We start from the raw sequence: 21,117 nt of genomic DNA on the forward strand, positions 1-21,117 counted from the left end.
CCGGCACTCAATTTACGAAGGGGCGGCAGTCTAAGGCCCGTTTGAGGCCTCAGCAACTGTAAATACCGGGAATTTGTCCGACAACAGCCGTAAACAGCTCTGACACAGGCTTCATGGCGGTCATCGGAGTGCGTTTATAGCAAGAAATTCAGTCGAGCGGCTGTATATAGAAGACAAACGGCTAGCCGCTGGTGCCCTCATCGCGAATTTTTCTACTCCCGGTGCATCGTTTCAGCCAAGCAGAACCCCAAAAGCCCTCCTAACATCAGCCACAACCCAGCACTTTGTGTGATTTGATCAGCCTGAAGGAAGACTTATGCCCCGCCCCGATCTGCCGGCCAACGACGAGCGCCCCCTCGCCAGCCCCCCGATCAATGCCGAGCGTCTGCTGCAACTGATCACCGACGAATACGACACCCTGCCGCGCCAACTCAAGCGCATCGCCAGCTACATGAGCCAGCAAAGCGACCGGATCATGGTCGATCGCATCAGCGACATCGCCCGGGAATGCGAGGTGCATCCGTCCGCCATCGTGCGCTTTTCGCAGCGCTTCGGCTTCAGCGGCTTCAGCGAGATGCAGGCGCTGTTCCGCGCCGCCTACACCCACAAAGCCTCGCCGGTGCACAACTACCAGCAACGCATCCGCAGCATGATCGCCAACCAGTCGCAGCAAGCCAGCGACGGCGACCTCGCCCGCGAATGCATCGACGCCACCCGCTCCGGCATCGAACGCCTGGGCCGCGAACTCGACGACGTCGCGTTCGAAAAAGCCGTCGACCTGATCGTCAACGCCGACAACATCTATGTCGTCGGCGTACGTCGCTCCTTCGCCGTCGCCGACTACCTCGTTTACAACTTGCAACACACTCACAAGCGGATTCATCTGGTTTCCGGACTGGGTGGCAGTTATCGCGAGCAGATGCGCAGCGTGCGTAGCGGTGATTTGGTCATCGCCATCAGCTTCACCCCCTACGCCAAGGAAACCCAACACTGCCTGCGCTACGCCCGCCAGCAACAGGCCAACACCCTGATCCTCACCGACAGCCACCTCTCGCCTTTGGCCAAAAACGCCAACAGCCTGCTGCTGGTGAATGAGGGCAGCGCACTGGCGTTCCGTTCGCTGAGTGCGACGTTGTGTTTGTGTCAGGCGCTGTTCGTGGCGGTGGCGTATCGACTGGAATTGAATGTGGATGAGATTCACGAACAAGCCGGTTTTGACGACTGACATTTGCCTCAGGCTCGGCTAGGTTATGCCTTCCCACCGGTTCGACTTGAAGGAACGCGTCATGAAACTGATCGGCATGCTGGACTCCCCTTACGTGCGCCGCGTGGCGATCTCCGCCAAACGCCTCGGCATCGACCTCGAACATGAATCGGTCTCGGTGTTCCGTCACTTCGAGCAATTCCAGCAGATCAACCCGGTGGTCAAGGCGCCCACGCTGATCCTCGACGACGGCGTGGTCCTGATGGATTCCACCCTCATCCTCGACTACCTCGAAGCCGCCAGCGGCAAAAGCCTGCTGCCGAGCGACCTCCAACAACGCGCCCACGCCCTGCGCCTGATCGGCCTCAGCCTCGCCGCCTGCGAAAAAGCCGTGCAGCTCTACTACGAACGCAACCTGCGCCCGGCCGACATTCAATACCAACCGTGGGTCGAACGCGTCGAAGGCCAACTCGCCGCCGCGTTCACCGCCCTCGAACAGGAACTGGAAAAAACCGGCCTGCCCACCGACGGCACCCTCACACAGGCCGGCATCAGCCTCGCCGTCGCCTGGAGCTTCACCGACCTCGTAGTCCCCGACCAGATCGACACCCGCCGCTACCCGCACATCGCCCAATACACCGCGTACGCCGAAACCCTCGAAGCGTTCGTCAGCACCCCGATGACCTGACCATGAGCACCACCGACACCGCCGCCCCGGCGTTAAAGGAAATCTTCAACGCCGAGCGCCTGCAACACATCGCCAGCGAAATGAGCGCCGTGTACCCGGCGTTCAAGGCCAAGGCGTTTCTCAAGCACGCCAACCATGGGCTGGCCGAACTGTCGGTGATGCAACGCATGGCCCGCGTCAGCGAAAGCCTGCACGCCGTGCTGCCACTGGACTACGAAGATTCCCTCGAAGTTCTGCGCGAACTCGCCCCCCGCCTCAACAGCGGATTCGTCAGCATGTGCCTGCCGCACTACGTCGCCAGCTACGGCGGCCACGCCTTCGATACCTCGATGCAAGCACTGAAATACTTCACCACCTTCGGCTCCTCCGAATTCGCCATCCGCCACTTCCTGCGCAGCGACCTCGAACGCTCGCTGGAACTCATGCACGACTGGACCCAAGACCAAAACCACCACATCCGCCGCCTCGCCAGCGAAGGCACCCGCCCCCGCCTGCCCTGGTCATTCCGCCTGGAAGCCGTGCAAGCCAACCCGCAACTGGTTGCCGGAATACTGGATCGGTTGAAAGCCGACGAGAGTCTGTACGTGCGCAAGTCCGTGGCGAACCATTTGAATGACGTGACCAAAGAGCATCCAGAATGGGTGCTGGACACGATTGAAGGCTGGCCACTGGAGAACAAACACACGGCGTGGATTGCCAAGCATGCGCTGCGCAGCTTGATCAAACAGGGCGATCTGCGCGCGCTGACGGTGATTGGCGCGGGGGCCAAGGCTGAGGTTGAGTTGCTGGATGTGCGGGTTGAGCCGGCGGCGGTGAGGTTGGGTGAGGCGATTACGTTGTCGTTTACAGTGAAGTCGACGGTGGCGCATGAACAGCGGTTGGTGATTGATTATGCGATTGACTATGTGAAGGCGAATGGCGGGGTTTCGGGGAAGGTTTTTAAATTGAAGACGGTGGAGTTGGCGGGGTTTGGGGAAGTGGTTGTGGGGAGGCGTCAGGTGATTCGGGATTTTACGACGCGGAAGCATTTTTTGGGGCGGCATGGGGTTAGGGTTTTGGTTAATGGGGAGGTTTTGGGGAGTGCCGCGTTTGACATCGTTGCTGGATGAGGCCGTGTGTGGATTCGTTAATCTGGCAATACTCGGACTGATAGAGAGTTACGGGTGGGGCGGCTTTCGGCCAATAGCCGAACCTCAAGGTATCTAAAAAAATCAGTAGCGACTCAGGCAGACGGTGACAGACGGTGACAGACGCCATCGTTTGCCTCACTCCCGACGACAGCCGGGTGTCACTACAACGGAGGCCCCACGATTCGACAGAAAATTTAGCCTCAATGATTCTTTCTATTCCTGTGGAAATACGCCAGCGGACATGCTACCAAATAGACTTCGACGGGACATTCGGATAACGCTATCTCGCAGAATTTTTACGCATCGTCGCAAGCGTCGACGAAAGGTCTAATTGGCGGCATGGAAAATAGAAATTTAAATGGGTGATTTGGCCGCGCTACCTTAACTATCAAGGATTGAAGTATGGAAACAGAAATTGCTTCCGAAAAGAGCGACGAAATCACCGCCACCTGTGAAAGCGATCAACTTCATCTTACGTTAGACCTGTTGCTGTCAGAGATACAAAACAACAAGACAATACTTAAAGATAATGTGTTTCGAAAAAAACTAAACACACTATTTAAAGAGTCAAACTCTAGAAAGCTTATAGCTTTAGACAGCAAAGAGCCTCTTGAGCTATTAGCCTTCCCAATTGATATCGACGCAGTATTACAACACTTAAATCAAGATATGCGCGATGATTGGTTCGTTGACGTACTGCAGCACCAAGATTTATTTTCTAACAAGTTACAACTGCACGACACACTAAAGTCACTCCTGCTTGAAGAAAATGGATGTTACTTAGGCTGTGAAAGACAGGCGTACGACATCCCCAAAAAAGGGCTAGGAGTTCGTTATTCACTAGAGACCGACTTCTATGATCGCTTCATATATCAAGCTATTTGCTCTTATTTGATGCCATTTTATGACCCGCTATTATCTCATCGGGTACTAGGCCATAGATATAACAAAAGGCGATCGTCCGAAAAATACATATTTAAAAGCCGTATCGATTTATGGAAAACCTTCGAGGGCGTAACGAAAACAGCACTTTCTAACGACCAATCGCTGCTAGTCACCGACCTAATTAACTATTTCGAGAACATTTCCCTAACGGCCATACGTACATCTTTTGAAATAATGCTTAAACAAGTGAGCGCATCAGGACCTGAGAAGACTTTAATTCGAAATGCAATACATACGCTATGTACACTTCTGGCAAGATGGGGATACAACGAGAGACATGGACTCCCTCAAAATAGAGATGCCTCTTCCTTCATTGCCAACGTAGTACTCAACGCAGTTGACCAGAACATGGTGGCTTTGGGATACGACTACTATCGGTATGTGGATGACATCAGGATAATTTGCTCTTCACCGCGAACAGCCAAAAAAGCGCTTACAGATTTAATAAATCAGCTCCGAAAATTCGGAATGAATATTAACTCAGGAAAAACCGCGATTCTTACAAAGGATACTTCAGACTCCGAAATCGCCGAATACTTCCCAACTACCGACGATAGAACACTTACAATCGACAGCATGTGGCGTTCCAGAAGCAGAAGAGTTATAGCAAGATCAGCAAAGTATATATATCAGTTACTAAAAGAATGCATAGACAACAAGCAAACTCAGTCACGACAGTTTCGATTTGCAGTGAATCGTCTAATTCAACTGAGCGAAGCGAAGATCTTTGATATCCACACAGAGATTTCAGACGATCTGAAACTGCTAATAATAGAAACGTTAGAAGATCACGCTGCCTCTACAGACCAATACTGCCGACTTCTTTCAGCCCTAAACTTAACAGAAGATGACCACGGAAAAATCACTCAATATTTGATGGATGATGAAAAATCCATTCATTCCTGGCAAAATTTTCATCTTTGGTTGTTGCTTGCGAAGAACCGCTACAAAAGTGAAAAAATTCTTCAGTACGCATCCGCAAAAATACAGACGGACGTTCTTCAAGCGGAAGCATCCGCGATCTTCATATACCTCCGCTGCGTTGATGAAAGTTCTGCATTAATTCCAGTCATCCCGCAATTCAAAAGTACATGGCCTTTTTACCACCAAAGAAATTTTTTGCTTGCCACTAGCGAATTTGGCAGGGAAGACTTACGACCTTTAATATCAGAGTTAAAAACAAAGATAAAGGGTACTGCCACGCGAGCGAGATCTCATTTCAAAGAAGGACGGCCTCTTACAGAACGCGAACCAAGAAGCCCAATGGAACTATATGAAGAGATAAGCCCATATGACTAAAAAGGCTCTAATTTTCATCAGGGATTACACAGATCAAGGAAAGGACAGGTTCTTTCTTTGGTCTGATAAAGTCCTGAAAGAGGTATCTGCTGAAGATACCTCTTCTCAAACAGAAGAGCTGGTTTGTCATGATTACTGGCTTATAGCCCCAATACTTTTCAGACTAACTGGGAGGCTCCCAAACATAATTACAGACGTTGAAGAGTTGAGGATTTCCATCTCTGGGAAGAGATCCGAGAGAGAGCAAAAAGAAAAGATAGACATCACCAATGCACTTCAAAGTCTTATACCCAAAGAGACCATACAAAAATATCTCGCGATTTTTAACAGGAAAGAAGAAATCTGCGAAGAAACTCTTTCCGTGTTCGCCGATGCTCTCGTATCGTATTCTAACCAAGTTGAAGCCGAGGCAAAACGCGAGCAGGAATGGGACAGGCTAATCCAAGTAGAACAGCCTGTCGCGCGCTACCTGATAGGTTCTGCTGCGGCTGGAATAAATATAAGCACGGAAGTACTCAGAGGCCACAAGAATAAGATAGAATTCGATTTTTACATGGCCCTAAAGCACTTTTCGTCCAAATACAGTGTGCCTCTGGAGGTCCCATCAGATGAGGATGTAGTGGAATACTTAGAGCCTCGCGGCTTTGATTTTTCTGGCGTAAATGTAGATTACGTACTCAATTTTGTCCCAATGCAGGACGAATATGCTGACGACTTATTAAATCTAAGAAAAATTCATAAATCTAGGATGGTATTGGCGGCAATACCGCTTAGCCAGAAAAAAATTTTCCCAATAGTAGATTCATTCGGTTCGATTACCTCGCGCATTTACTTTAAAGACCCATCATTGCAAAATCTTGCTAAGCAACACCGAGACATACTGGTCCCAGATGAAGGAAAACTCTTCTCCTACGTCGATTACGATCAGTACGAGGCCGGAATTATGGCCGCGCTATCCGGCGATTCACTACTTACGAAACTTTATGCGGAAGGTGATCTCTATGAAATAGCGGCGAAATCTATTTTCCGGGATGTAACAAAACGAAAAGAGGCGAAGCGGCTATTCCTATCTTACGCGTATGGAATGAGGCATCGTGACTTAATTGATGCGGCGTACGGGTACGGTGCAGACAGACAACATGCAAAAGTTTTTTTTAAACAATTCTCTGAATTTGAGGATTGGAAATCCAGAGTTTACACTCAATTTGAAACAGAGGGCAAAATTGGAACGACTCTTGGCAACCATATTAAGCGGGAGCGAACGGGAGTTTTAAGTGAAAAGGAGAAAAGATCTTCAATCAGCCAGCAAGTACAAGGTACCGCATCACTTATTTTTAAAAAGGCTTTAATTACGATGAGCGGTGATCCACGAGTCGAGCTAAAAGTGCCAATGCATGATGCCGTGCTTTTCCAGCATCAGGCAGGTTTTGACCCGCAAGTCGTAGTCAAAATTTTTGCAGAGGCTATGTCCAACCACTTTGAACACAAGGTGACAGGAAAAGCATCGTTGGCGCCGTTTGGTCCTCCTCCAGAAGCAGTCCAGATTGCCTAACGAATGAAAATAACAAAGCCTATGCTGGCTCCTTGTTTTTTGTGGCGCCAACAATCGACCGTTTCTGGTGCGGACCTTCGTTGAAGCCAGCGTTGACGCGGTAGCTGTCAAAGATTATTACTCACAACAACGCCACTGAAAGATAGGCAAGAGAAATGTCTCCTGCCGGTCTACTACCAACTCCCGTATGGTATGCCGAATTTATCGACATACCATTTGGACTTTTCACTGACAGGATACGCGTAACGCCCTTGGATCTTACCTTGACCAGGCCCCAGCGGTTCAATCTCTGCCTGTGCTCTGGCGACCTTGACAGGACGATGGCACAAGTCCCGAACAAAGACTTGTACAACGCCCCCTGGAGCCAACCCTAGATAAATAGATGCGCTATAGCTGGCCTGTTCCTCTGGTGTTTCCGGGCAGCGCTGACTGACCGATTGCACCATCAGTTGCCTCGCCTCTTCAGGCACATCCACCCAAACCTCATAGGTCTGCCGCTCGACAATGGATTGCCAGCGCACGTAAATGCGTTTGGGCAAGTCTGCGCCAATCACTGGTTTCGCAGCCGCGCCCACCGCATGCCAACCGCGCGCGGACTCTTTGCCATTCTCTGGTTCACCACCAGCGGCTGTGCCTTCGCCCGTGCGCGTGAATAGCTTGCCGTTTATGTCTTCGACGGCACTGTCCTCAACCCAAACCTTCATGTAATAGGGTTCGGTGAACGCAAGCTCCCATGAATCGGCTTTCGGGTCGTTTTTTACGGAAAGCGGAGAGGCAGACTGGCAGCCGCTCAGTAACAACATGCATACCGCCACAATGCATAGTTTCATTGGTTTACCGCTTACCAACTCCCGTAAGGGATGCCGAATTTCTCGATATATCGCTTGGACTTTTCAGTGACAGGATAAGCGTAACGCCCTTGGGTTTTACCTTGGCTTGGTCCTAGCGGTTCGATTTCAGCTTGGGCTTTAGCCACTTTGATTGGATGGTGGCAGGAGTCTCTAACCCACACTTGTACGACACCTCCGGGAGCCAATCCCAGGTAGACCGAGGATATATAGGTAGCTTTTTGGTCCGGGGTTTTCGCACAGCGCTGGTTGACCGAGGTCAGCATCATTTGTCTGGCTTCTTCGGGTATATCCACCCATGCGCGATAGGTCTGAGGCTCCACGATGGACTGCCAGCGAACGAAAATTCGTTTTGGGAGATCAGCGCCTACCACGGCTTTAGCGGATGCACCCACTCCGTCCCAACCTCGGGCCGACTCTGTACCGTCTTCAGGCTGCCCGCCCGATGCGATTCCACCGCCAGTGCGTAGAAACGTCTTGCCCTTTATGTCTTCCACGGCGCTGTCTTCTACCCAGACCTTCATGTAGTCAGGTTCGGTAAAACCCAGCTCCCACCATGGAGATTTAGGGTCGTTCTTTGCTGAAAGCGGATCGTTTGACTGGCACCCGCTGATCAACAGAACACAAAGCATCGTTGTAAGTAGTTTCATCAGGCGACGATTACCAACTCCCGTACGGAATACCGTACTTGTCGATATAGCGCTTGGCCTTTTCACTCACAGGGTAGGCATAACGACCACCGTTTTTCCCCCGCTCCGGACCCAGCGGGTCGATTTCGCCTTGCGCTCTAGCAACCTTGATTGGTCGGTGGCATGAATCCCTCACCCACACCTGAACAACACCACCCGGAGCGAGCCCCAAATAAACTGAAGCCATGTAACGCGCTGTTCTTTCGGGCCTTTCCGGGCATCGTTGATTTGTGGAGGTCACCATTATTTGTCTGGCCTCCTCAGGGATATCCACCCACGCTTGCCAAGTTTTCTGCTCGACGATCGATTGCCATCGGACATAAATGCGGATGGGTAGATCGGCACCCACCACTCTTTTTCCGCTGCCTCCCACCCCTGTCCAGCCGCGGGCAGACTCAGTACCGTCTTCAGGTTCTCCGCCAGCAGCAGTCCCCCCGCCGGTTCTGAAGAAGACTCTGCCGGTAATATCCTGCACCGAACTGTCCTCCACCCAAACCTTCATGTAATCGGGTTCAGTGAAAGCCAGTTCCCACCATTCGGATTTAGGATCGTTTTTGGCCGAGAGCGGATCAGCAGACTGGCAACCGGTCATGAACAAAGTAAGAAGTAAGGTGACGATTAGTTTCATTACCAGAGAGTCCAGTCAGGTACATGGGGATGTTGCACACGAATCATGTCTTCGGTGGGTGCGTTGATGTAGACGGCTCGGATACCACTGCCATCCCTTCTTCCAAGTGGATGATTCCAGTTAGCTGACATATGAATGTATTTCAACTTCAGCAATTTCTCCTCATCCTGAGTCGTGCTGTAGTCACCCGCCACAAATCGATCACACAGTGCCTGCAGTTCTGAGGGCACCGCCAGAGCGGCCGTTCCGGGAATCTCGTTGAATCGAACACCCTTTTCCTTTGCGAGGCTATACATCACTCGCAGGTACACCCTCGACAACAGACCGCTCACAGGACGTTTGAGTTGTACGGCGGCATAAACACGCTTCCTGCGAGGGCTGAGCCGATCTTGTTGATCTACAGGTAGGAGAAGCGCCTCAGGAGTAACAATCTCCAGCATGTCTTCAAACCAGCCTTTGGAGACCCACTGATTTTTCAAAGCCACAGCATCCCGGTAGATGGACGTGGTAGATACATCGGTAAACTGCGAGACCTCAAGCGTTTGCATCGGACTGACGAGTACACACTCCTCAACCTCATCGCGGTAGCCACCACCAATATCGGAATGCACACCTGGAAGAGTGATTTCCAGGTGATCGGCTTTGACGCGACTCAATGCAAAGTTGGCCCGACACTCATCACGCGCGGACAGCTGAACGACATCAGTAAAAAAACGACGGTCCAGGTAAAGCTTGATGCCCGTGGCGACTGGACTCTTTACATTCCCCAGATTGGACCAGCCAGCAATCGAAGGCACGGTGTCGAACAGACCAATGAATCCCATATTGATACTGCTTTTGTACTGGTCAATGAAGGTTCGACTGAAGTCACTCGCATTGCTGCGGAATATATTCCCTAAGGGGCCCTGTTTTCCGCGAACGACTTCATTTGCAAAGTGCCGTGCCGCCGCGGCGCCTCGACTGAAGCCGAACGTATCGAAAGTCAGAGACGTGATTTCACTGTTTGGATTGTTATCCAGAACATCTTCAATACGCGATTTGATCTCTTCAAAAGAGTGCTGGACACGTCCCGCAACACCCGTATCACCTCGACCTGTGCCAGCGCCGAATTTACTGTCCTCTTCACCTGACCGGGTACCGATCCCCTCGACGTAAATCATGCGGAATGCTTGCTTGTGCGAACCATCGCCCTCCGCCTTCTGAGGTGCGAAATAGAGCTCACTCAGTTTTTGCACATTGCTGATGTCGTTGGCGTAGCTGCTATCCGGATCACTCATGTACGGCTTGCAACTGGCATCGATATCCTGCGGCGCAATGGGATGATGAGCACCGCAGAGCACCCCCGCAGCGGAGTTGTTTGCGTTGTTACCAGTACCATCAAAGAAAACCCCAATCCTCAACGCAATGCCGATTTTCTCGGGCTCGCGCGCAGGTTCTTTCCCGTGCTTCTCATACTCAGCCCAACGCTGGGCATGGATGTCGACGGGTTTGGCTTCTTCGTAGCGGTAGTTTTTCGGGGGGTTGGGAACGTAGCCACTCAATCCTTGATTCCTTGTTCTGATCCTTGAAGAACGGGCCGAAGGGTGACAGCCGAGGCTTGGGGGCGCAAGGCGTGGCTCTGTGCCAGCACAGTTGAGAAAACCGTCTGTGTCGAAGGCTTCGCTGACGTAGGCAAGAATGGATTCGGTGTCGTACTTCAGATCATTTTTTAGCTTCAGAAAAGTCAGCCCAGCCCCCAATTAATGAGACCTACATTTAACGACCACCCACTGGATGACAGCACCATATCTGCATCTATGCCTATAGCAAAATAAATCTCTGCCGATAAGGAGAACTACCGAATTTTCGAAGAACAAAGGAGCACTAACATGGGGTACGATCCGATCATGCAAATGATGTTAATTGCATGCATCATCGCAGTAAGCATAGCCTTTCTATACTATGTTTTTTACTGGTGGCTTGTCAGGAAAACCAAGTACCTTCCGACGCGCCTGGATGATATTGGTTGGAAAAAAGCTGATTATTGGTGGATTACAATTGGAGCTTTTGGATTTGTCATCCAATCAATCCAAGCGGGAACTGCGATCAATCAATCCACTATAAACATGGAAGAAAGCATCGGTCGGCTCACGAGCCAAAATCTCAACATGGCAGCTGCGAGGCTTAGCGACCCCCCGATTTGTCTCCCACCGTCAGCAAACAATCACGTGACAGCTCTTTCCAAAGAGCTGGCTTCGGCGTGCGAGGAGTTTAGAAAAATCAGACCTGATGAGCCGACTAAAACGCAAATTGACTTGAAAATCGTCCGTTATTTTACCGATGAGAACAAAGGAATAATTAGATTTAACAACCCTTTGATAAAAGAAAGATTTGACGACCTAATCCAAGATCACGCCAAATATGTAATACAAAGCGACTCAATTGAGAAAGCAAGATCCGACTTCAGGCACTTCGAAAAAATCTTTGACATAATAAAATACGCAGCGTCAATTTTACTCGGTGCGGCAATCGCGTTGAGACTTGCAAAAGTCACGGGAGAAATAAGACTTAAAACAGACCCGATAAAAGAACAGCCACCCACAGATATAGCACTAAAGCGACCTGAAAAAGAACAAATACAGTTTGATTAATAGCTGACGGACAAAAACAACTTTTAGTAACCGGCAGCACTCCACTGTGGCGACGCTTACACCTTCGCCACAGTTGGCTAATGCCTATCCCTGTAATTCGACGTTGTCGAGGGCCTGGTTTACGGCGAGTTCGCCGAGCATGACGACCTGGGCGATACCCAGTGCGGTTTTGCGGTGGGAGGTGTCGAGTGTGGCGGCGAAGTTGTTGAGCATTTCGCTGGCGGAGCCGAGGGTTTCGCTGGCGTTGGCGAGCAGGGATTCGGTGTCGCACTTCGGGTTGGCGAGGTACATGGGTTCGGGTTTGTGCGGGCTGGCCATGATTTGGGTGGCCGGGGACAGATAGTGATCGAGGGCACGTTCGGCGGCTTCGTGGAGCTTTTTCGAATCGAGGGATTCCTAGGGCGATGCGAGGTCGGTTTCTGGCGGGTTGGGTGTTGGTTTGATCATGGTGAAGCTCCTACGTCAAAAAAAGGGAGCCATCACTCTCGCTACCAAACGAGGGTGGCGGCCATGCGCAGGTTGGTAGACCGGGACGTAGAAAACCGGCGCGCCCGAAGACGCCCTGTGCATGACCACCATGAAGCCGTGTCGAACAGACACTGCGGAACATGATGCTTATGCAATCTACGAGAACTCAGGGCTACCAAACCCGATCACTGTTTTTCAGCGACCGACAGACGATAGAACCCGCGCCCTAGACGCACAAGCCGGCGGATTCTGGCGTACTCGTAGGCGATGGCGCAAGGCGTTGTAGGGCGTCGGTGGTAACCGCAGGCTTCATATAAACATTCCGAATATTTCCTGTTTATCCACCGGTTGAACGGGCTACCGATCCAGCACCCACCCGGCAATGATCGGAATGCACTGTTCCGTTCAAAAAAGTCATTTACGCACCTACCTCGCCATCCCCCATGTCGCTAGAGTGCAGCGCTCTTTTCAACTGGCTGACGTACTGATGAATCTGTGGTTTCGATTGCTCTGCATGCTTTTTCGCCGGCCGTGGCGCAAGCCGGTCAATGCGCTGGAATCCACCGTGATCCCCATGCGCGTGTGGCCGCTGGATCTCGATTTGAATCGGCACGTCACCAATGGTCGCTACTTCACCATGGCTGACGTCGGGCGCATGGATTTTGTGTTGCGCAGTGGCGCGTTTCGGGTGGCGTTGCGCGCTAAAGCGTTGCCGATCGTTGGCGATACCTGGGGCAAATTTCGGCGTGAGCTGAAGCTGTTTGAAGCGTTTGAAATTCACAGCCGGATGCTTGGCTGGGACGACAAATGGAGCTTCATGGAGCATCGCTTCGTGAGCAAGGGACGGGTGATCGGCGTGGTGGTCATGCGTGGGCTGTTTCGTTCGGCGAAAGGCACGATTGCGCCGGGTGAGTTTGTCAGGGAGTTGGGATTGCCTGAACAGTCGCCGGAGATGCCGGAGTGGTTAACGTCGTGGTCGGCGAGTTGTGATCTGATGAGCCGTCAGCTTAGGGGTGAGGAGGTTTGAGTCATCGGGTGCCTGGATGATCGTGTTTATGGATGCAGCGCGGTGTCGTTTGGGCTGGCGTCTTCGCGAGCAAGCCCGCTCCCACAGGTTCGCGGTCAGGCTCGGGAACTCGTTTTGACTGGGCTGGCGTCTTCGCTAGCAGGCTAGCTCCCACAGGTTCTGCGCAAGGCTCGGGAGCACGTCTGGCTGGGCTGGCGTCTTCGCGAGCAAGCCCGCTCCCACAGGTTCGCGGTCAGGCTCGGGACTCGTTTTGACTGGGCTGGCGTCTTCGCTAGCAGGCTAGCTCCCACAGGTTCTGCGCAAGGCTTGGGAGGGTGTCTGGCCGGGCTGGCGCCATCGCGGGCGAGCCCGGCTCCCATAGGAATTGGGGGATGGCTATTGTCGGTGGCGGGTCATGTTGATCAGGGCTGCGCGTCTGCCGCCCGGTGCCGGGTGCTCTTCGATGGAGAACGGCACGAAGCCGAGTTTCGGGTAGAGCAGCAACCCTGCGGTGTTTTCGTTGAAGCAGGACAGCTGCACTTCCCTGGCCTGATACTTTTCAAAGCCGACCGCGGTCATGGTTTCGACGATGTAGCGCGCGACGCCCTGACCACGGGCGTAAGGCGCGACGATGACGTTGCCGATGCAGCAGACGCCGTCGTGCTCGGCACGGTAGAAGTTGGCGAAACCGACGAACTCGCCGTTGGCCAGAAAAGCCGGAGAGTCGAAGCGCTGGCTAATCGCGGTGTGCATCTGTTCTTCCGTCAGCGGGTACTGCGCTTTCGGGAACATGAAGTACAACTCTTGGACGCCCTGGGGAAAGCCGCACAGGGTTTTGACGTCGTCGGCCGTTACGGGCCGGTGGGTGAAGTTCATCGCTGCCCTGCCCTCACTGTTTGCCTGCGGCCAAATGGTGCGCGACCAGCGCATTGGCATGGCCGTGGCCCATGCCGTGTTCTGCCTTGAGCCACGCCACCAGTTCCATGTGTTTCTTGTCGGTGATGCCGGCGAGCAGGTTCAGCCAGTGATCGATGGGCTGGCCGTATTTCTTTTCGATGGAGGGGAAGTACGACGCCGGGCCTTTTACCTTGTTGTCTTCGCTCATGCTGCAAGCTCCCTTGGGTCACGACGGAGGGTCGGCGACGCTCCTTGTCGGCAGATCATAGAGTGGACGCGAAGTACGATTGCGGCAACTTTCCCGTCCTGTCAGACGCCACAAAAAACTGTGGGAGCGAGCTTGCTCGCGAAGGCGGTGTGTCAGTCAGCGATGATGCCGGCTGACACGACGCCTTCGCGAGCAAGCTCGCTCCCACAGGGATTGGGGGTTGAATAGGAAAGAGGTTATTCGGTGCGGCCCGGCAACATCCGAACCAGCGTGTTATCCCGCACCCAGTAGTGGTGAAACAGCCCCGCCGCCGCGTGCAAGCCGATCAGCCAGTAGCCGGCGCTGCCCAGCGTTTCATGCCAGTACTTGAGCTGTTTGGCGAAGTCCGGGTCGATGACGACTGGTGCCGGGACGTGGAAGCCGAAGTACGGGAACGGTTTGTCGGCGGCGGCGAGCATCAGCCAGGCGAGGATCGGCGTGGCGATCATCAGCACGTACAGTGCCAGGTGCATCAGGTGCGAGATGCCGGTCTGCCAGGCTGGCGGCTTGGGAGTGATCGGCGGGCGTGGGCTCAAGCGGCCGAGCAGACGCACCCACACCAGCACGAAAATGCTCGCGCCGAACAGGCCATGGAAGCCCATCAGCAGGCCGCGCGCTTCGCTGCCCTTGGGCATGAAGCCCTTGATTTCGACACAGGCATAGACGCCGACGAACAGCGCCAGCATCAGCCAGTGCAGGGTGATTGAGAGTTTTCCATAACGGGTGACGGCGGTGTCGCGAGTCATAACGTGCCTCGTGATTGTCGTGAGCGACGGTCTCGTCGCAATGGCAGGGCGAACCGATTGCACCACCCTGCCCTTGCAGCTTCAAGACCCTGCAGATTGCCCGCTCATTATCCTCACTTCACCTGCAAATTTTGTGAAAAAAACTTCGCTATCTCATTCAACGCATCGCCTCAGTTGTGCAGCAACGCAGCGGCGGATGACACCACCAGCAACACCGCCAGAATCCGGTTCAGCCACTGCAACTGCGCCGGATTGCTCAACCAGCGCGCAGCACCGCGACCGAGCAACGCCCACAGCGCCAGACACGGCAACGACACCAGAAAGAACGCCAGGCACAACGCGTTCAAGCCCTGCCCTTGCGCGGTAAATACGCTGATCACCGCAATCGCCATCATCCACGACTTGGGGTTGACCCATTGCAACAGCGCGGCGCCGAGCAGGCCCAGTTCGGCTTTTTCCTCGCCGGCGGCGGGATCGATGGCGGTGGCCGGCGCCGTGAAAATCTGCCACGCCAGCCACAGCATCCAGCCCATCCCCAGCACACTGATCACCGGACGCACGCCGGGCAGCATCAGCGTACTGGCGCCAGCGCCGGCCACCCAAACCAAAGACGCAGCGCCCGCCCCCGCGCCGAGAATGATCGGCAGGCACGGCCGCCAACCGCGTCGGGCGCTGGTGCTGAGGACGATGAGGTTGGTCGGCCCCGGTGTGATCGAGGCAACGAAGGCAAAGAGGATGAACGCAAGCATGGTACGGCCCTGTAGAAAGTCAGGGCCTACTCTGGCGGTTGCGAAGTGTGGCGGTCTTGAACGTTTGTTCAGCGTCGAAACGTGCCAATAGCGCGTTGCTGATAGGCGCCCGGCGTGATGCCGTAGGCACGCACGAACCAGCGGCCCAAATGGCTCTGGTCGGCGAAGCCGAGGCGGCTGGCGACTTCCACTGGCTGCATGCCGGCCGCAAGCATTTGCCGGCCACGACTGAGGCGCAGCTGGATCAGCCACGCGTGCGGCGCGAGTCCATAAGCAGCCTTGAACGCGCGGGTCAGGCGAAAGCGGTCGGTGCCGCAGACGTCGGCCAGGGTTTGCAGGCTGATGTCTTGCTCGTGGTAGGCCACCAGATAATCGCGTGCCTGCCGGGCGATCAATGGCGCGCGGTTGGCAGCGGTCGGTTGCGGTCGCCGGTACAGGTGAATCGCCAGTCGCTCCAGCAACGCATCCAGCGCCACATCGCGCACCATGCGCACGTCCTGCTTATGCAGCGCATTGAAGGCAAACAAGGTGGCCCGGGCCAGTTCGGGATCATCGTTGAGCACACTGCCGATTCCCGGCAAGCCGCTGCCGTAACTGCCCAGATGCAAACCGTCCAGCGCCTGCTCCAGCCATGCCGGTTGCAGGTAGAGCATGCGATAGGTGAAACCGTCCGGGCTCGGTGCATCGCCGTCATGGATGTCGCCGGGTTCCAGCATGAAGACCTTGCCCGGCGTGCTGTCATGCCGCGCCCGACGGCTGTTGAAGCGCTGCACGCCTTGCTCGGTGAAGCCGATCAGGTAGGTTTCGTGCCAGTGCGGATCGTAGGCGTGCGCGTGCCCGGCGAAATGCGCGTGCAGGGTTTCGATGCCGGTTTCCCGGTCGCGGGCAAGGTCGATCCAGTTGCTCATGGCGTGCGTACAGTGGTGGGCTGGAGCCAGTAATCCACAATTGGCGCGTTGAGGCTAGAAGGTTTGTGCATTTCAGATCGAGCGTTGATTGACCCGCGCCATAAGTTGCTCGGCACTTTCCTTGCGCTCGGAATAGCGATCCACCAGAAAATCCTGGCGCTCGCGCAGCAGCACGGTGAACTTCACCAGCTCTTCCATCACATCAACCACGCGGTCATAAAACGCTGAAGGTTTCATCCGCCCCGCCTCGTCGAATTCCGTGAACGCCTTGGGCACCGAAGACTGATTGGGGATGGTGAACATGCGCATCCAGCGCCCCAGCACGCGCAGTTGATTGACCACGTTGAACGACTGCGAACCGCCGCAGACCTGCATCACCGCGAGGGTTTTGCCCTGGGTCGGACGTACCGCGCCGAGCTCCAGCGGAATCCAGTCGATCTGCGCCTTGAACACCGCCGACATCGCGCCGTGACGTTCCGGCGAACACCAGACCTGACCTTCCGACCACAGCACCAGCTCGCGCAGTTCCTGGACTTTGGGATGGTCGACCGGGGCGTCATCCGGCAACGGCAGACCGGACGGATTGAAGATGCGCGTCTCGGCACCGAAGTGCTCCAGCAAGCGTGCGGCCTCCTCCACCAGCAGACGGCTGAAGGAGCGTTCGCGGGTCGAGCCGTAGAGCAGCAGAATGCGCGGTTTGTGTTCGTGCGAAGGTGATGTGATCGGGCCTTCGAACAGCGTGTGATCAAGATTGGGCAAGTGCTCTGACATATGTCCTCCGGCTCAGAGGGAGCCGATGCGATCCAGTTCGCGCTGAAGCTCAACGCGGCTGAGTGATTTGAAAGGAAGACCGAGGAAGGTTGCGCAGCGCCGCTCGATGATCGCCAGCGTGGCACGGAACGCGGCATCCACTGCGGCCTCGTCACCGCTCACATCGGAGGGATCTTCCAGCCCCCAATGACATTTGATCGCCGGGCCGAAGTACACCGGGCAGGTTTCGCCCGCTGCCTTGTCGCAGACGGTGATGACGATGTCCGGCGGGTTGCCTTCAAGGGCGTCGTTGCCTTTGCTGTACAAACCGTCGATAGCGATACCGGCTTGTTGCAGCGTCGTCAGGCTGCGCGGCAACACCTGGCCTTTTGGGAAACTGCCGGCGCTCACCGCCTCGAAACCCTCGCGTGCCAGATGATTGAACATGGCTTCGGAAAGGATGCTGCGGCAACTGTTGGCCGTGCACATGAACAGGACACGCATGGATAGCTCCGGGGATAGTTGAAGTTCAGCAGCACGCGGTTTCGCGGGCAGGACGGCCGTCCATGTTGTGCAAGCGACAGGCATTGTCCTTGAGCCAATCGGCGTTGGCCGTGGCCGTGACCTTGAGGATCTGGTGAACCCAATCCGGCAGATCCGGGTTGAGCCGGTAATAGACCCACTGACCCTGACGGCGATCGAGCAACAACCCATTGCTGCGCAGTTGCGCGAGGTGGCGGCTGATTTTCGGCTGGCTGTCGTCGAGGGCGCACATCAGCTCGCAGACACACAGCTCACCCTGCTCGGCAATCAGCAAGGTGGCGCGGACGCGGGTTTCATCGGCCAGGCTTTTGAACAGTTCGGTGGGGGTGAGCATGGGGGGCGGGCTCGAACATATGGAAAACCGAATATACGGATATCCATATATTATTCAACCCCAGATGCGATCCCTTGTAGGAGTGAGCCTGCTCGCGATAGCGGTATGTCTGTGAAGCAGAAGTCGCCTGATACACCGCTATCGCGAGCAGGCTCACTCCTACAAGGGAATTGTGTGGGCAGGATCAGTCGCGCAACAGGCCTTGCTCCGCCTCGCAAAGGCCGACGACATAGTCCCAGACCACCCGCAGCCGCACCGACTTGTGCAGCTCGCGCCGGGTGCTGATCCAGTAACTGCGCTCGATGCTGTCATCCGGCAACAACGCCACCAGATCCGGATCCGACGCGGCCATGTAGCAAGGCAACACCGCAATGCCCAATCCCGAACGTGCCGCTTCCTGCTGGGCGATGACGCTGGTGCTATGGAACACCACGCGCGGGCTGCGGCAGAAGCTGTTGAGGAACATCAGTTCCTGACTGAACAGCAAATCATCGACATAACCGATCCACGCATGCCGCGCGAGGTCTTCGCGGCTGCGCAACGGCGGTGCGTTGTCCAGGTAGCGTTGGCTGGCGTAGAGCGCCAACCGATAGTCGGTGAGTTTGCGCGTGACCAGCATGTCCGCTGCCGGGCGCTCCAGATGAATGCTGATTTCCGCCTCGCGGTTGAGGATGCTGACGAAGCGCGGCACGGCGACCAGTTCCACTTCCAGCCCCGGATAACGTTCGAACAGGCCGATCATCCGGCTGGCGAGAAACTTGATGCCCAGCCCTTCGGTGACGCCGACACGGATCTTGCCCAGCGGTGCGGTGGACTGGGTGATTTCTTCCTGGGCCAGCAGCGCGACGTTCTCCATGGCTTCGGCGTGCTTGAGCAGCGCCTCGCCTGCCGGGGTCATTTCATAGCCTTGGGCGTGCTGGACGAACAGCGCGGTGCCGAGGCTTTTTTCGATGGCCTCGATGTGTCGGGCCACGGTGGCGTGAGTAGTGTTCAAGCGCCGGGCAGCGGTGAGCAGGCGGCCGCTGCGTTGCAACTCCAGAAAGAACCGCAGGTCATTCCAGTCGAACATGGGGGGTCCTTGTCAGCTATCGTCAATCCAGGCTGTTTGAAAACGCACAGCGGCTGCGCAAAAACTAACATTCTTTTAACGAAAGCTAACAACTAGAGTGTCCGACAATAAAAACAAAAAGCGAGGTCAGGGAATGCAGACTTCCCTTGAAGAATACGACTACATCGTGGTCGGCGCCGGCCCTGCCGGGTGCCTGCTGGCCAATCGACTGTCGGCAGACAAACAGCAGCGGGTGTTGCTGCTCGAAGCCGGCGGACGCGACAACTACGCATGGATTCACATCCCCGTGGGTTACCTGTTCTGCATCGGCAACCCGCGCACAGACTGGTGCTTCAAGACCGAAGCGCAACCCGGCCTGCAAGGTCGCAGCCTGAGCTACCCACGCGGCAAAGTGCTCGGTGGCTGCTCCTCGATCAACGGCATGATCTACATGCGCGGCCAGGCTGGTGACTACGACGGCTGGGCCGCCGAGGGCAATCCGGGCTGGGCCTGGAACGAGGTGCTGCCGCTGTTCAAACAGAGCGAAAACCATTTTGCCGGCGCCGCTGAATTTCATGGTGCCAAGGGTGAATGGCGGGTCGAGCAACAGCGGCTGTCATGGCCGATTCTCGACGCGTTTCGCAGTGCCGCCGAACAGAGCGGCATCGCCAGCATCGACGACTTCAACCAGGGCGACAACGAGGGTTGCGGCTACTTTCAGGTCAACCAGAAGGCCGGGGTGCGCTGGAACGCGGCCAAGGCTTTTCTCAAACCGATTCGCGAGCGGGTCAATCTGACGGTGCTGACCGGGGTTGAAGTGGATCGGGTGCTGCTGGAAAACGGCCGTGCTTCAAAAGTCAGCGCGCGTCACGAAGGTCAGGTGAAAAGCTTCAAGGCGCGCAAGGAAATCGTCCTCTGCGCTGGCGCCGTGGGTTCGCCGAGCATTCTGCAACGCTCCGGGATCGGCCCGAGTCCTTTGCTGGAGCGTCTGGGCATCGGGGTGATTCATGAGTTGCCGGGGGTCGGCGGCAATCTGCAGGATCACCTGCAACTGCGCCTGATCTACAAACTGCAAAACGCCCGCACCCTGAATCAGATCGCCGGCAGCGTGTGGGGCAAGATGGGCATGGGCCTGCGCTATCTGTATGACCGCAGTGGGCCGCTGTCGATGGCGCCGAGTCAGCTCGGGGCGTTTGCCCGATCCGGGCCTGAGCAGACTTCCGCCAACCTTGAATACCACGTGCAGCCGCTGTCGCTGGAGCGTTTTGGCGAGCCGCTGCACAGCTTTCCGGCGTTCACCGCGTCGGTGTGTGATCTGCGTCCGCAGAGCCGTGGCCGCATCGACATCCGTTCGGCAGACCCGCAGGACGCACCGCTGATTCAACCGAATTACCTCAGCCATCCCGAGGATTTGCGCGTGGCCGCCGATGCGATCCGCCTGACCCGACGCATCGTCAGCGCCCCGGCCCTGCAAGCGTTCAAACCGGTGGAATACTTGCCCGGCGACAACCTGCAAAGCGAGGAGCAATTGCACGAAGCGGCCGCGCGCATCGGCACGACGATTTTCCATCCGGTCGGCACCTGTCGCATGGGCAATGACGCGGAAGCGGTGGTCGATGCGCAATTGCGCGTGCATGGCGTGCCCGGCCTGCGCATCGCCGACGCCTCGATCATGCCGCGCATCACCTCGGGCAACACCTGTTCGCCTACGCTGATGATTGCCGAGAAGGCGGCGCAGTTGATCCTCAACCCAACCGCTCCGAACTCCACCCTTGTAGGAGCGAGCCTGCTCGCGATGACGGAATAAC

General features: G+C 55.4%; 21 protein-coding genes and 1 pseudogene. 8 read left to right on the forward strand and 14 right to left on the reverse strand.

All coding sequences use genetic code 11. The annotated features are described in order from the left end of the window. Positions 1–316: 316 nt before the first annotated feature. The 5 genes from HDC30_RS02755 to HDC30_RS29040 all read left to right on the forward strand — a co-directional run bounded on the left by HDC30_RS02755 (position 317) and on the right by HDC30_RS29040 (position 6,818). Positions 317–1,225, forward strand: a complete 909-nt coding sequence (locus HDC30_RS02755; protein ID WP_007966905.1) for a MurR/RpiR family transcriptional regulator — start codon at positions 317–319, stop codon at positions 1,223–1,225. A 61-nt stretch (positions 1,226–1,286) separates the two neighbouring features. After that, positions 1,287–1,892: a glutathione S-transferase gene (locus HDC30_RS02760; protein WP_098964391.1), complete on the forward strand. Its 606-nt coding sequence runs from the start codon at positions 1,287–1,289 to the stop codon at positions 1,890–1,892. Positions 1,893–1,894: 2 nt separating this feature from the next. Further along, positions 1,895–3,001, forward strand: coding sequence for a DNA alkylation repair protein (locus HDC30_RS02765; RefSeq protein WP_183780554.1), 1,107 nt, complete (start codon positions 1,895–1,897; stop codon positions 2,999–3,001). Between the two features lie 423 nt (positions 3,002–3,424). Beyond that, positions 3,425–5,266: an RNA-directed DNA polymerase gene (locus tag HDC30_RS02770; RefSeq protein WP_183780557.1), complete on the forward strand. Its 1,842-nt coding sequence runs from the start codon at positions 3,425–3,427 to the stop codon at positions 5,264–5,266. Continuing rightward, positions 5,259–6,818: a DNA polymerase gene (locus HDC30_RS29040; protein ID WP_260319875.1), complete on the forward strand. Its 1,560-nt coding sequence runs from the start codon at positions 5,259–5,261 to the stop codon at positions 6,816–6,818. The genes HDC30_RS02770 and HDC30_RS29040 overlap by 8 nt, the downstream gene beginning before the upstream one ends. 173 nt (positions 6,819–6,991) lie before the next feature. Here HDC30_RS29040 and HDC30_RS02780 read toward each other — a convergent pair whose 3' ends face one another. From HDC30_RS02780 to HDC30_RS02795, 4 genes are read right to left on the reverse strand one after another with little or no spacing between them, the layout of a single operon-like run. Continuing rightward, positions 6,992–7,648, reverse strand: a complete 657-nt coding sequence (locus HDC30_RS02780) for a DUF2931 family protein (protein WP_183780560.1) — start codon at positions 7,646–7,648, stop codon at positions 6,992–6,994. Between the two features lie 11 nt (positions 7,649–7,659). Then, the gene (locus HDC30_RS02785; RefSeq protein WP_183780563.1) at positions 7,660–8,316 is read right to left on the reverse strand and encodes a DUF2931 family protein; all 657 of its coding nucleotides are present in this window, start codon (positions 8,314–8,316) and stop codon (positions 7,660–7,662) included. A gap of 10 nt (positions 8,317–8,326) precedes the next feature. Beyond that, on the reverse strand, positions 8,327–8,983 hold the full coding sequence (locus HDC30_RS02790; RefSeq protein ID WP_123586750.1) for a DUF2931 family protein: 657 nt from the start codon (positions 8,981–8,983) through the stop codon (positions 8,327–8,329). Then, entirely contained in the window at positions 8,983–10,524 is a 1,542-nt protein-coding gene (locus HDC30_RS02795; RefSeq protein WP_183780566.1) for a DUF2235 domain-containing protein, read from the reverse strand. Before HDC30_RS02795 ends, HDC30_RS02790 begins: the two co-directional genes overlap by 1 nt. Positions 10,525–10,851: 327 nt before the next feature. On the opposite strand from HDC30_RS02795, the gene HDC30_RS02800 reads away from it, so the two are divergent. Then, positions 10,852–11,613 carry a hypothetical protein gene (locus tag HDC30_RS02800; RefSeq protein WP_183780569.1) on the forward strand — a complete coding sequence of 254 codons (762 nt, stop codon included), beginning with the start codon at positions 10,852–10,854 and terminating at the stop codon, positions 11,611–11,613. A gap of 84 nt (positions 11,614–11,697) precedes the next feature. Here the strand turns inward: HDC30_RS02800 and HDC30_RS02805 are convergent. Beyond that, positions 11,698–12,060: pseudogene (locus tag HDC30_RS02805) on the reverse strand (DUF6124 family protein). Positions 12,061–12,568: 508 nt separating this feature from the next. On the opposite strand from HDC30_RS02805, the gene HDC30_RS02810 reads away from it, so the two are divergent. Then, on the forward strand, positions 12,569–13,108 hold the full coding sequence (locus HDC30_RS02810) for a thioesterase family protein (protein WP_183781326.1): 540 nt from the start codon (positions 12,569–12,571) through the stop codon (positions 13,106–13,108). A 375-nt stretch (positions 13,109–13,483) separates the two neighbouring features. On the opposite strand, the gene HDC30_RS02815 is transcribed toward HDC30_RS02810, so the two are convergent. The 9 genes from HDC30_RS02815 to HDC30_RS02855 form a co-directional block, all read right to left on the reverse strand. Then, positions 13,484–13,963 (reverse strand): GNAT family N-acetyltransferase, encoded by a 480-nt coding sequence (locus HDC30_RS02815; protein WP_183780572.1) that lies wholly within the window; start codon positions 13,961–13,963, stop codon positions 13,484–13,486. A gap of 13 nt (positions 13,964–13,976) precedes the next feature. Next, entirely contained in the window at positions 13,977–14,192 is a 216-nt protein-coding gene (locus HDC30_RS02820) for a DUF4287 domain-containing protein (protein ID WP_183780575.1), read from the reverse strand. A 236-nt stretch (positions 14,193–14,428) separates the two neighbouring features. Continuing rightward, a complete protein-coding gene (locus tag HDC30_RS02825; protein ID WP_103368885.1) occupies positions 14,429–14,977 on the reverse strand; it encodes a cytochrome b in 549 nt (182 codons plus the stop codon). Between the two features lie 170 nt (positions 14,978–15,147). Then, positions 15,148–15,726: a LysE family translocator gene (locus HDC30_RS02830; protein WP_183780577.1), complete on the reverse strand. Its 579-nt coding sequence runs from the start codon at positions 15,724–15,726 to the stop codon at positions 15,148–15,150. A 68-nt stretch (positions 15,727–15,794) separates the two neighbouring features. Next, positions 15,795–16,634: an AraC family transcriptional regulator gene (locus HDC30_RS02835; RefSeq protein WP_095136521.1), complete on the reverse strand. Its 840-nt coding sequence runs from the start codon at positions 16,632–16,634 to the stop codon at positions 15,795–15,797. Between the two features lie 72 nt (positions 16,635–16,706). Continuing rightward, positions 16,707–17,405: an arsenical resistance protein ArsH gene (arsH, locus tag HDC30_RS02840; RefSeq protein WP_183780592.1), complete on the reverse strand. Its 699-nt coding sequence runs from the start codon at positions 17,403–17,405 to the stop codon at positions 16,707–16,709. 12 nt (positions 17,406–17,417) lie between these two features. Continuing rightward, positions 17,418–17,888, reverse strand: a complete 471-nt coding sequence (locus HDC30_RS02845; protein ID WP_183780596.1) for an arsenate reductase ArsC — start codon at positions 17,886–17,888, stop codon at positions 17,418–17,420. A gap of 25 nt (positions 17,889–17,913) precedes the next feature. Next, positions 17,914–18,261 carry a metalloregulator ArsR/SmtB family transcription factor gene (locus HDC30_RS02850; RefSeq protein WP_095136524.1) on the reverse strand — a complete coding sequence of 116 codons (348 nt, stop codon included), beginning with the start codon at positions 18,259–18,261 and terminating at the stop codon, positions 17,914–17,916. Between the two features lie 184 nt (positions 18,262–18,445). Then, the gene (locus HDC30_RS02855; protein WP_183780599.1) at positions 18,446–19,330 is read right to left on the reverse strand and encodes a LysR family transcriptional regulator; all 885 of its coding nucleotides are present in this window, start codon (positions 19,328–19,330) and stop codon (positions 18,446–18,448) included. A gap of 133 nt (positions 19,331–19,463) precedes the next feature. On the opposite strand from HDC30_RS02855, the gene HDC30_RS02860 reads away from it, so the two are divergent. Then, a complete protein-coding gene (locus tag HDC30_RS02860; protein ID WP_183780602.1) occupies positions 19,464–21,116 on the forward strand; it encodes a GMC family oxidoreductase in 1,653 nt (550 codons plus the stop codon). The last annotated feature ends 1 nt before the right edge of the window (position 21,117 follow it).

The sequence above is a fragment of the Pseudomonas sp. JAI115 genome (genome assembly GCF_014200835.1).
In the GTDB taxonomy this organism is placed as follows: domain Bacteria; phylum Pseudomonadota; class Gammaproteobacteria; order Pseudomonadales; family Pseudomonadaceae; genus Aquipseudomonas; species Aquipseudomonas putida_A.

Coding starts and splice junctions, on each gene's coding strand:
- HDC30_RS02755 (WP_007966905.1), top strand. CDS start 317: ATGCCCCGCCCCGATCTGCCGGCCAACGACGAGCGCCCCCTCGCCAGC.
- HDC30_RS02760 (WP_098964391.1), top strand. CDS start 1,287: ATGAAACTGATCGGCATGCTGGACTCCCCTTACGTGCGCCGCGTGGCG.
- HDC30_RS02765 (WP_183780554.1), top strand. CDS start 1,895: ATGAGCACCACCGACACCGCCGCCCCGGCGTTAAAGGAAATCTTCAAC.
- HDC30_RS02770 (WP_183780557.1), top strand. CDS start 3,425: ATGGAAACAGAAATTGCTTCCGAAAAGAGCGACGAAATCACCGCCACC.
- HDC30_RS29040 (WP_260319875.1), top strand. CDS start 5,259: ATGACTAAAAAGGCTCTAATTTTCATCAGGGATTACACAGATCAAGGA.
- HDC30_RS02780 (WP_183780560.1), bottom strand. CDS start 7,648: ATGAAACTATGCATTGTGGCGGTATGCATGTTGTTACTGAGCGGCTGC.
- HDC30_RS02785 (WP_183780563.1), bottom strand. CDS start 8,316: ATGAAACTACTTACAACGATGCTTTGTGTTCTGTTGATCAGCGGGTGC.
- HDC30_RS02790 (WP_123586750.1), bottom strand. CDS start 8,983: ATGAAACTAATCGTCACCTTACTTCTTACTTTGTTCATGACCGGTTGC.
- HDC30_RS02800 (WP_183780569.1), top strand. CDS start 10,852: ATGGGGTACGATCCGATCATGCAAATGATGTTAATTGCATGCATCATC.
- HDC30_RS02810 (WP_183781326.1), top strand. CDS start 12,569: ATGAATCTGTGGTTTCGATTGCTCTGCATGCTTTTTCGCCGGCCGTGG.
- HDC30_RS02815 (WP_183780572.1), bottom strand. CDS start 13,963: ATGAACTTCACCCACCGGCCCGTAACGGCCGACGACGTCAAAACCCTG.
- HDC30_RS02820 (WP_183780575.1), bottom strand. CDS start 14,192: ATGAGCGAAGACAACAAGGTAAAAGGCCCGGCGTCGTACTTCCCCTCC.
- HDC30_RS02825 (WP_103368885.1), bottom strand. CDS start 14,977: ATGACTCGCGACACCGCCGTCACCCGTTATGGAAAACTCTCAATCACC.
- HDC30_RS02830 (WP_183780577.1), bottom strand. CDS start 15,726: ATGCTTGCGTTCATCCTCTTTGCCTTCGTTGCCTCGATCACACCGGGG.
- HDC30_RS02835 (WP_095136521.1), bottom strand. CDS start 16,634: ATGAGCAACTGGATCGACCTTGCCCGCGACCGGGAAACCGGCATCGAA.
- arsH (WP_183780592.1), bottom strand. CDS start 17,405: ATGTCAGAGCACTTGCCCAATCTTGATCACACGCTGTTCGAAGGCCCG.
- HDC30_RS02845 (WP_183780596.1), bottom strand. CDS start 17,888: ATGCGTGTCCTGTTCATGTGCACGGCCAACAGTTGCCGCAGCATCCTT.
- HDC30_RS02850 (WP_095136524.1), bottom strand. CDS start 18,261: ATGCTCACCCCCACCGAACTGTTCAAAAGCCTGGCCGATGAAACCCGC.
- HDC30_RS02855 (WP_183780599.1), bottom strand. CDS start 19,330: ATGTTCGACTGGAATGACCTGCGGTTCTTTCTGGAGTTGCAACGCAGC.
- HDC30_RS02860 (WP_183780602.1), top strand. CDS start 19,464: ATGCAGACTTCCCTTGAAGAATACGACTACATCGTGGTCGGCGCCGGC.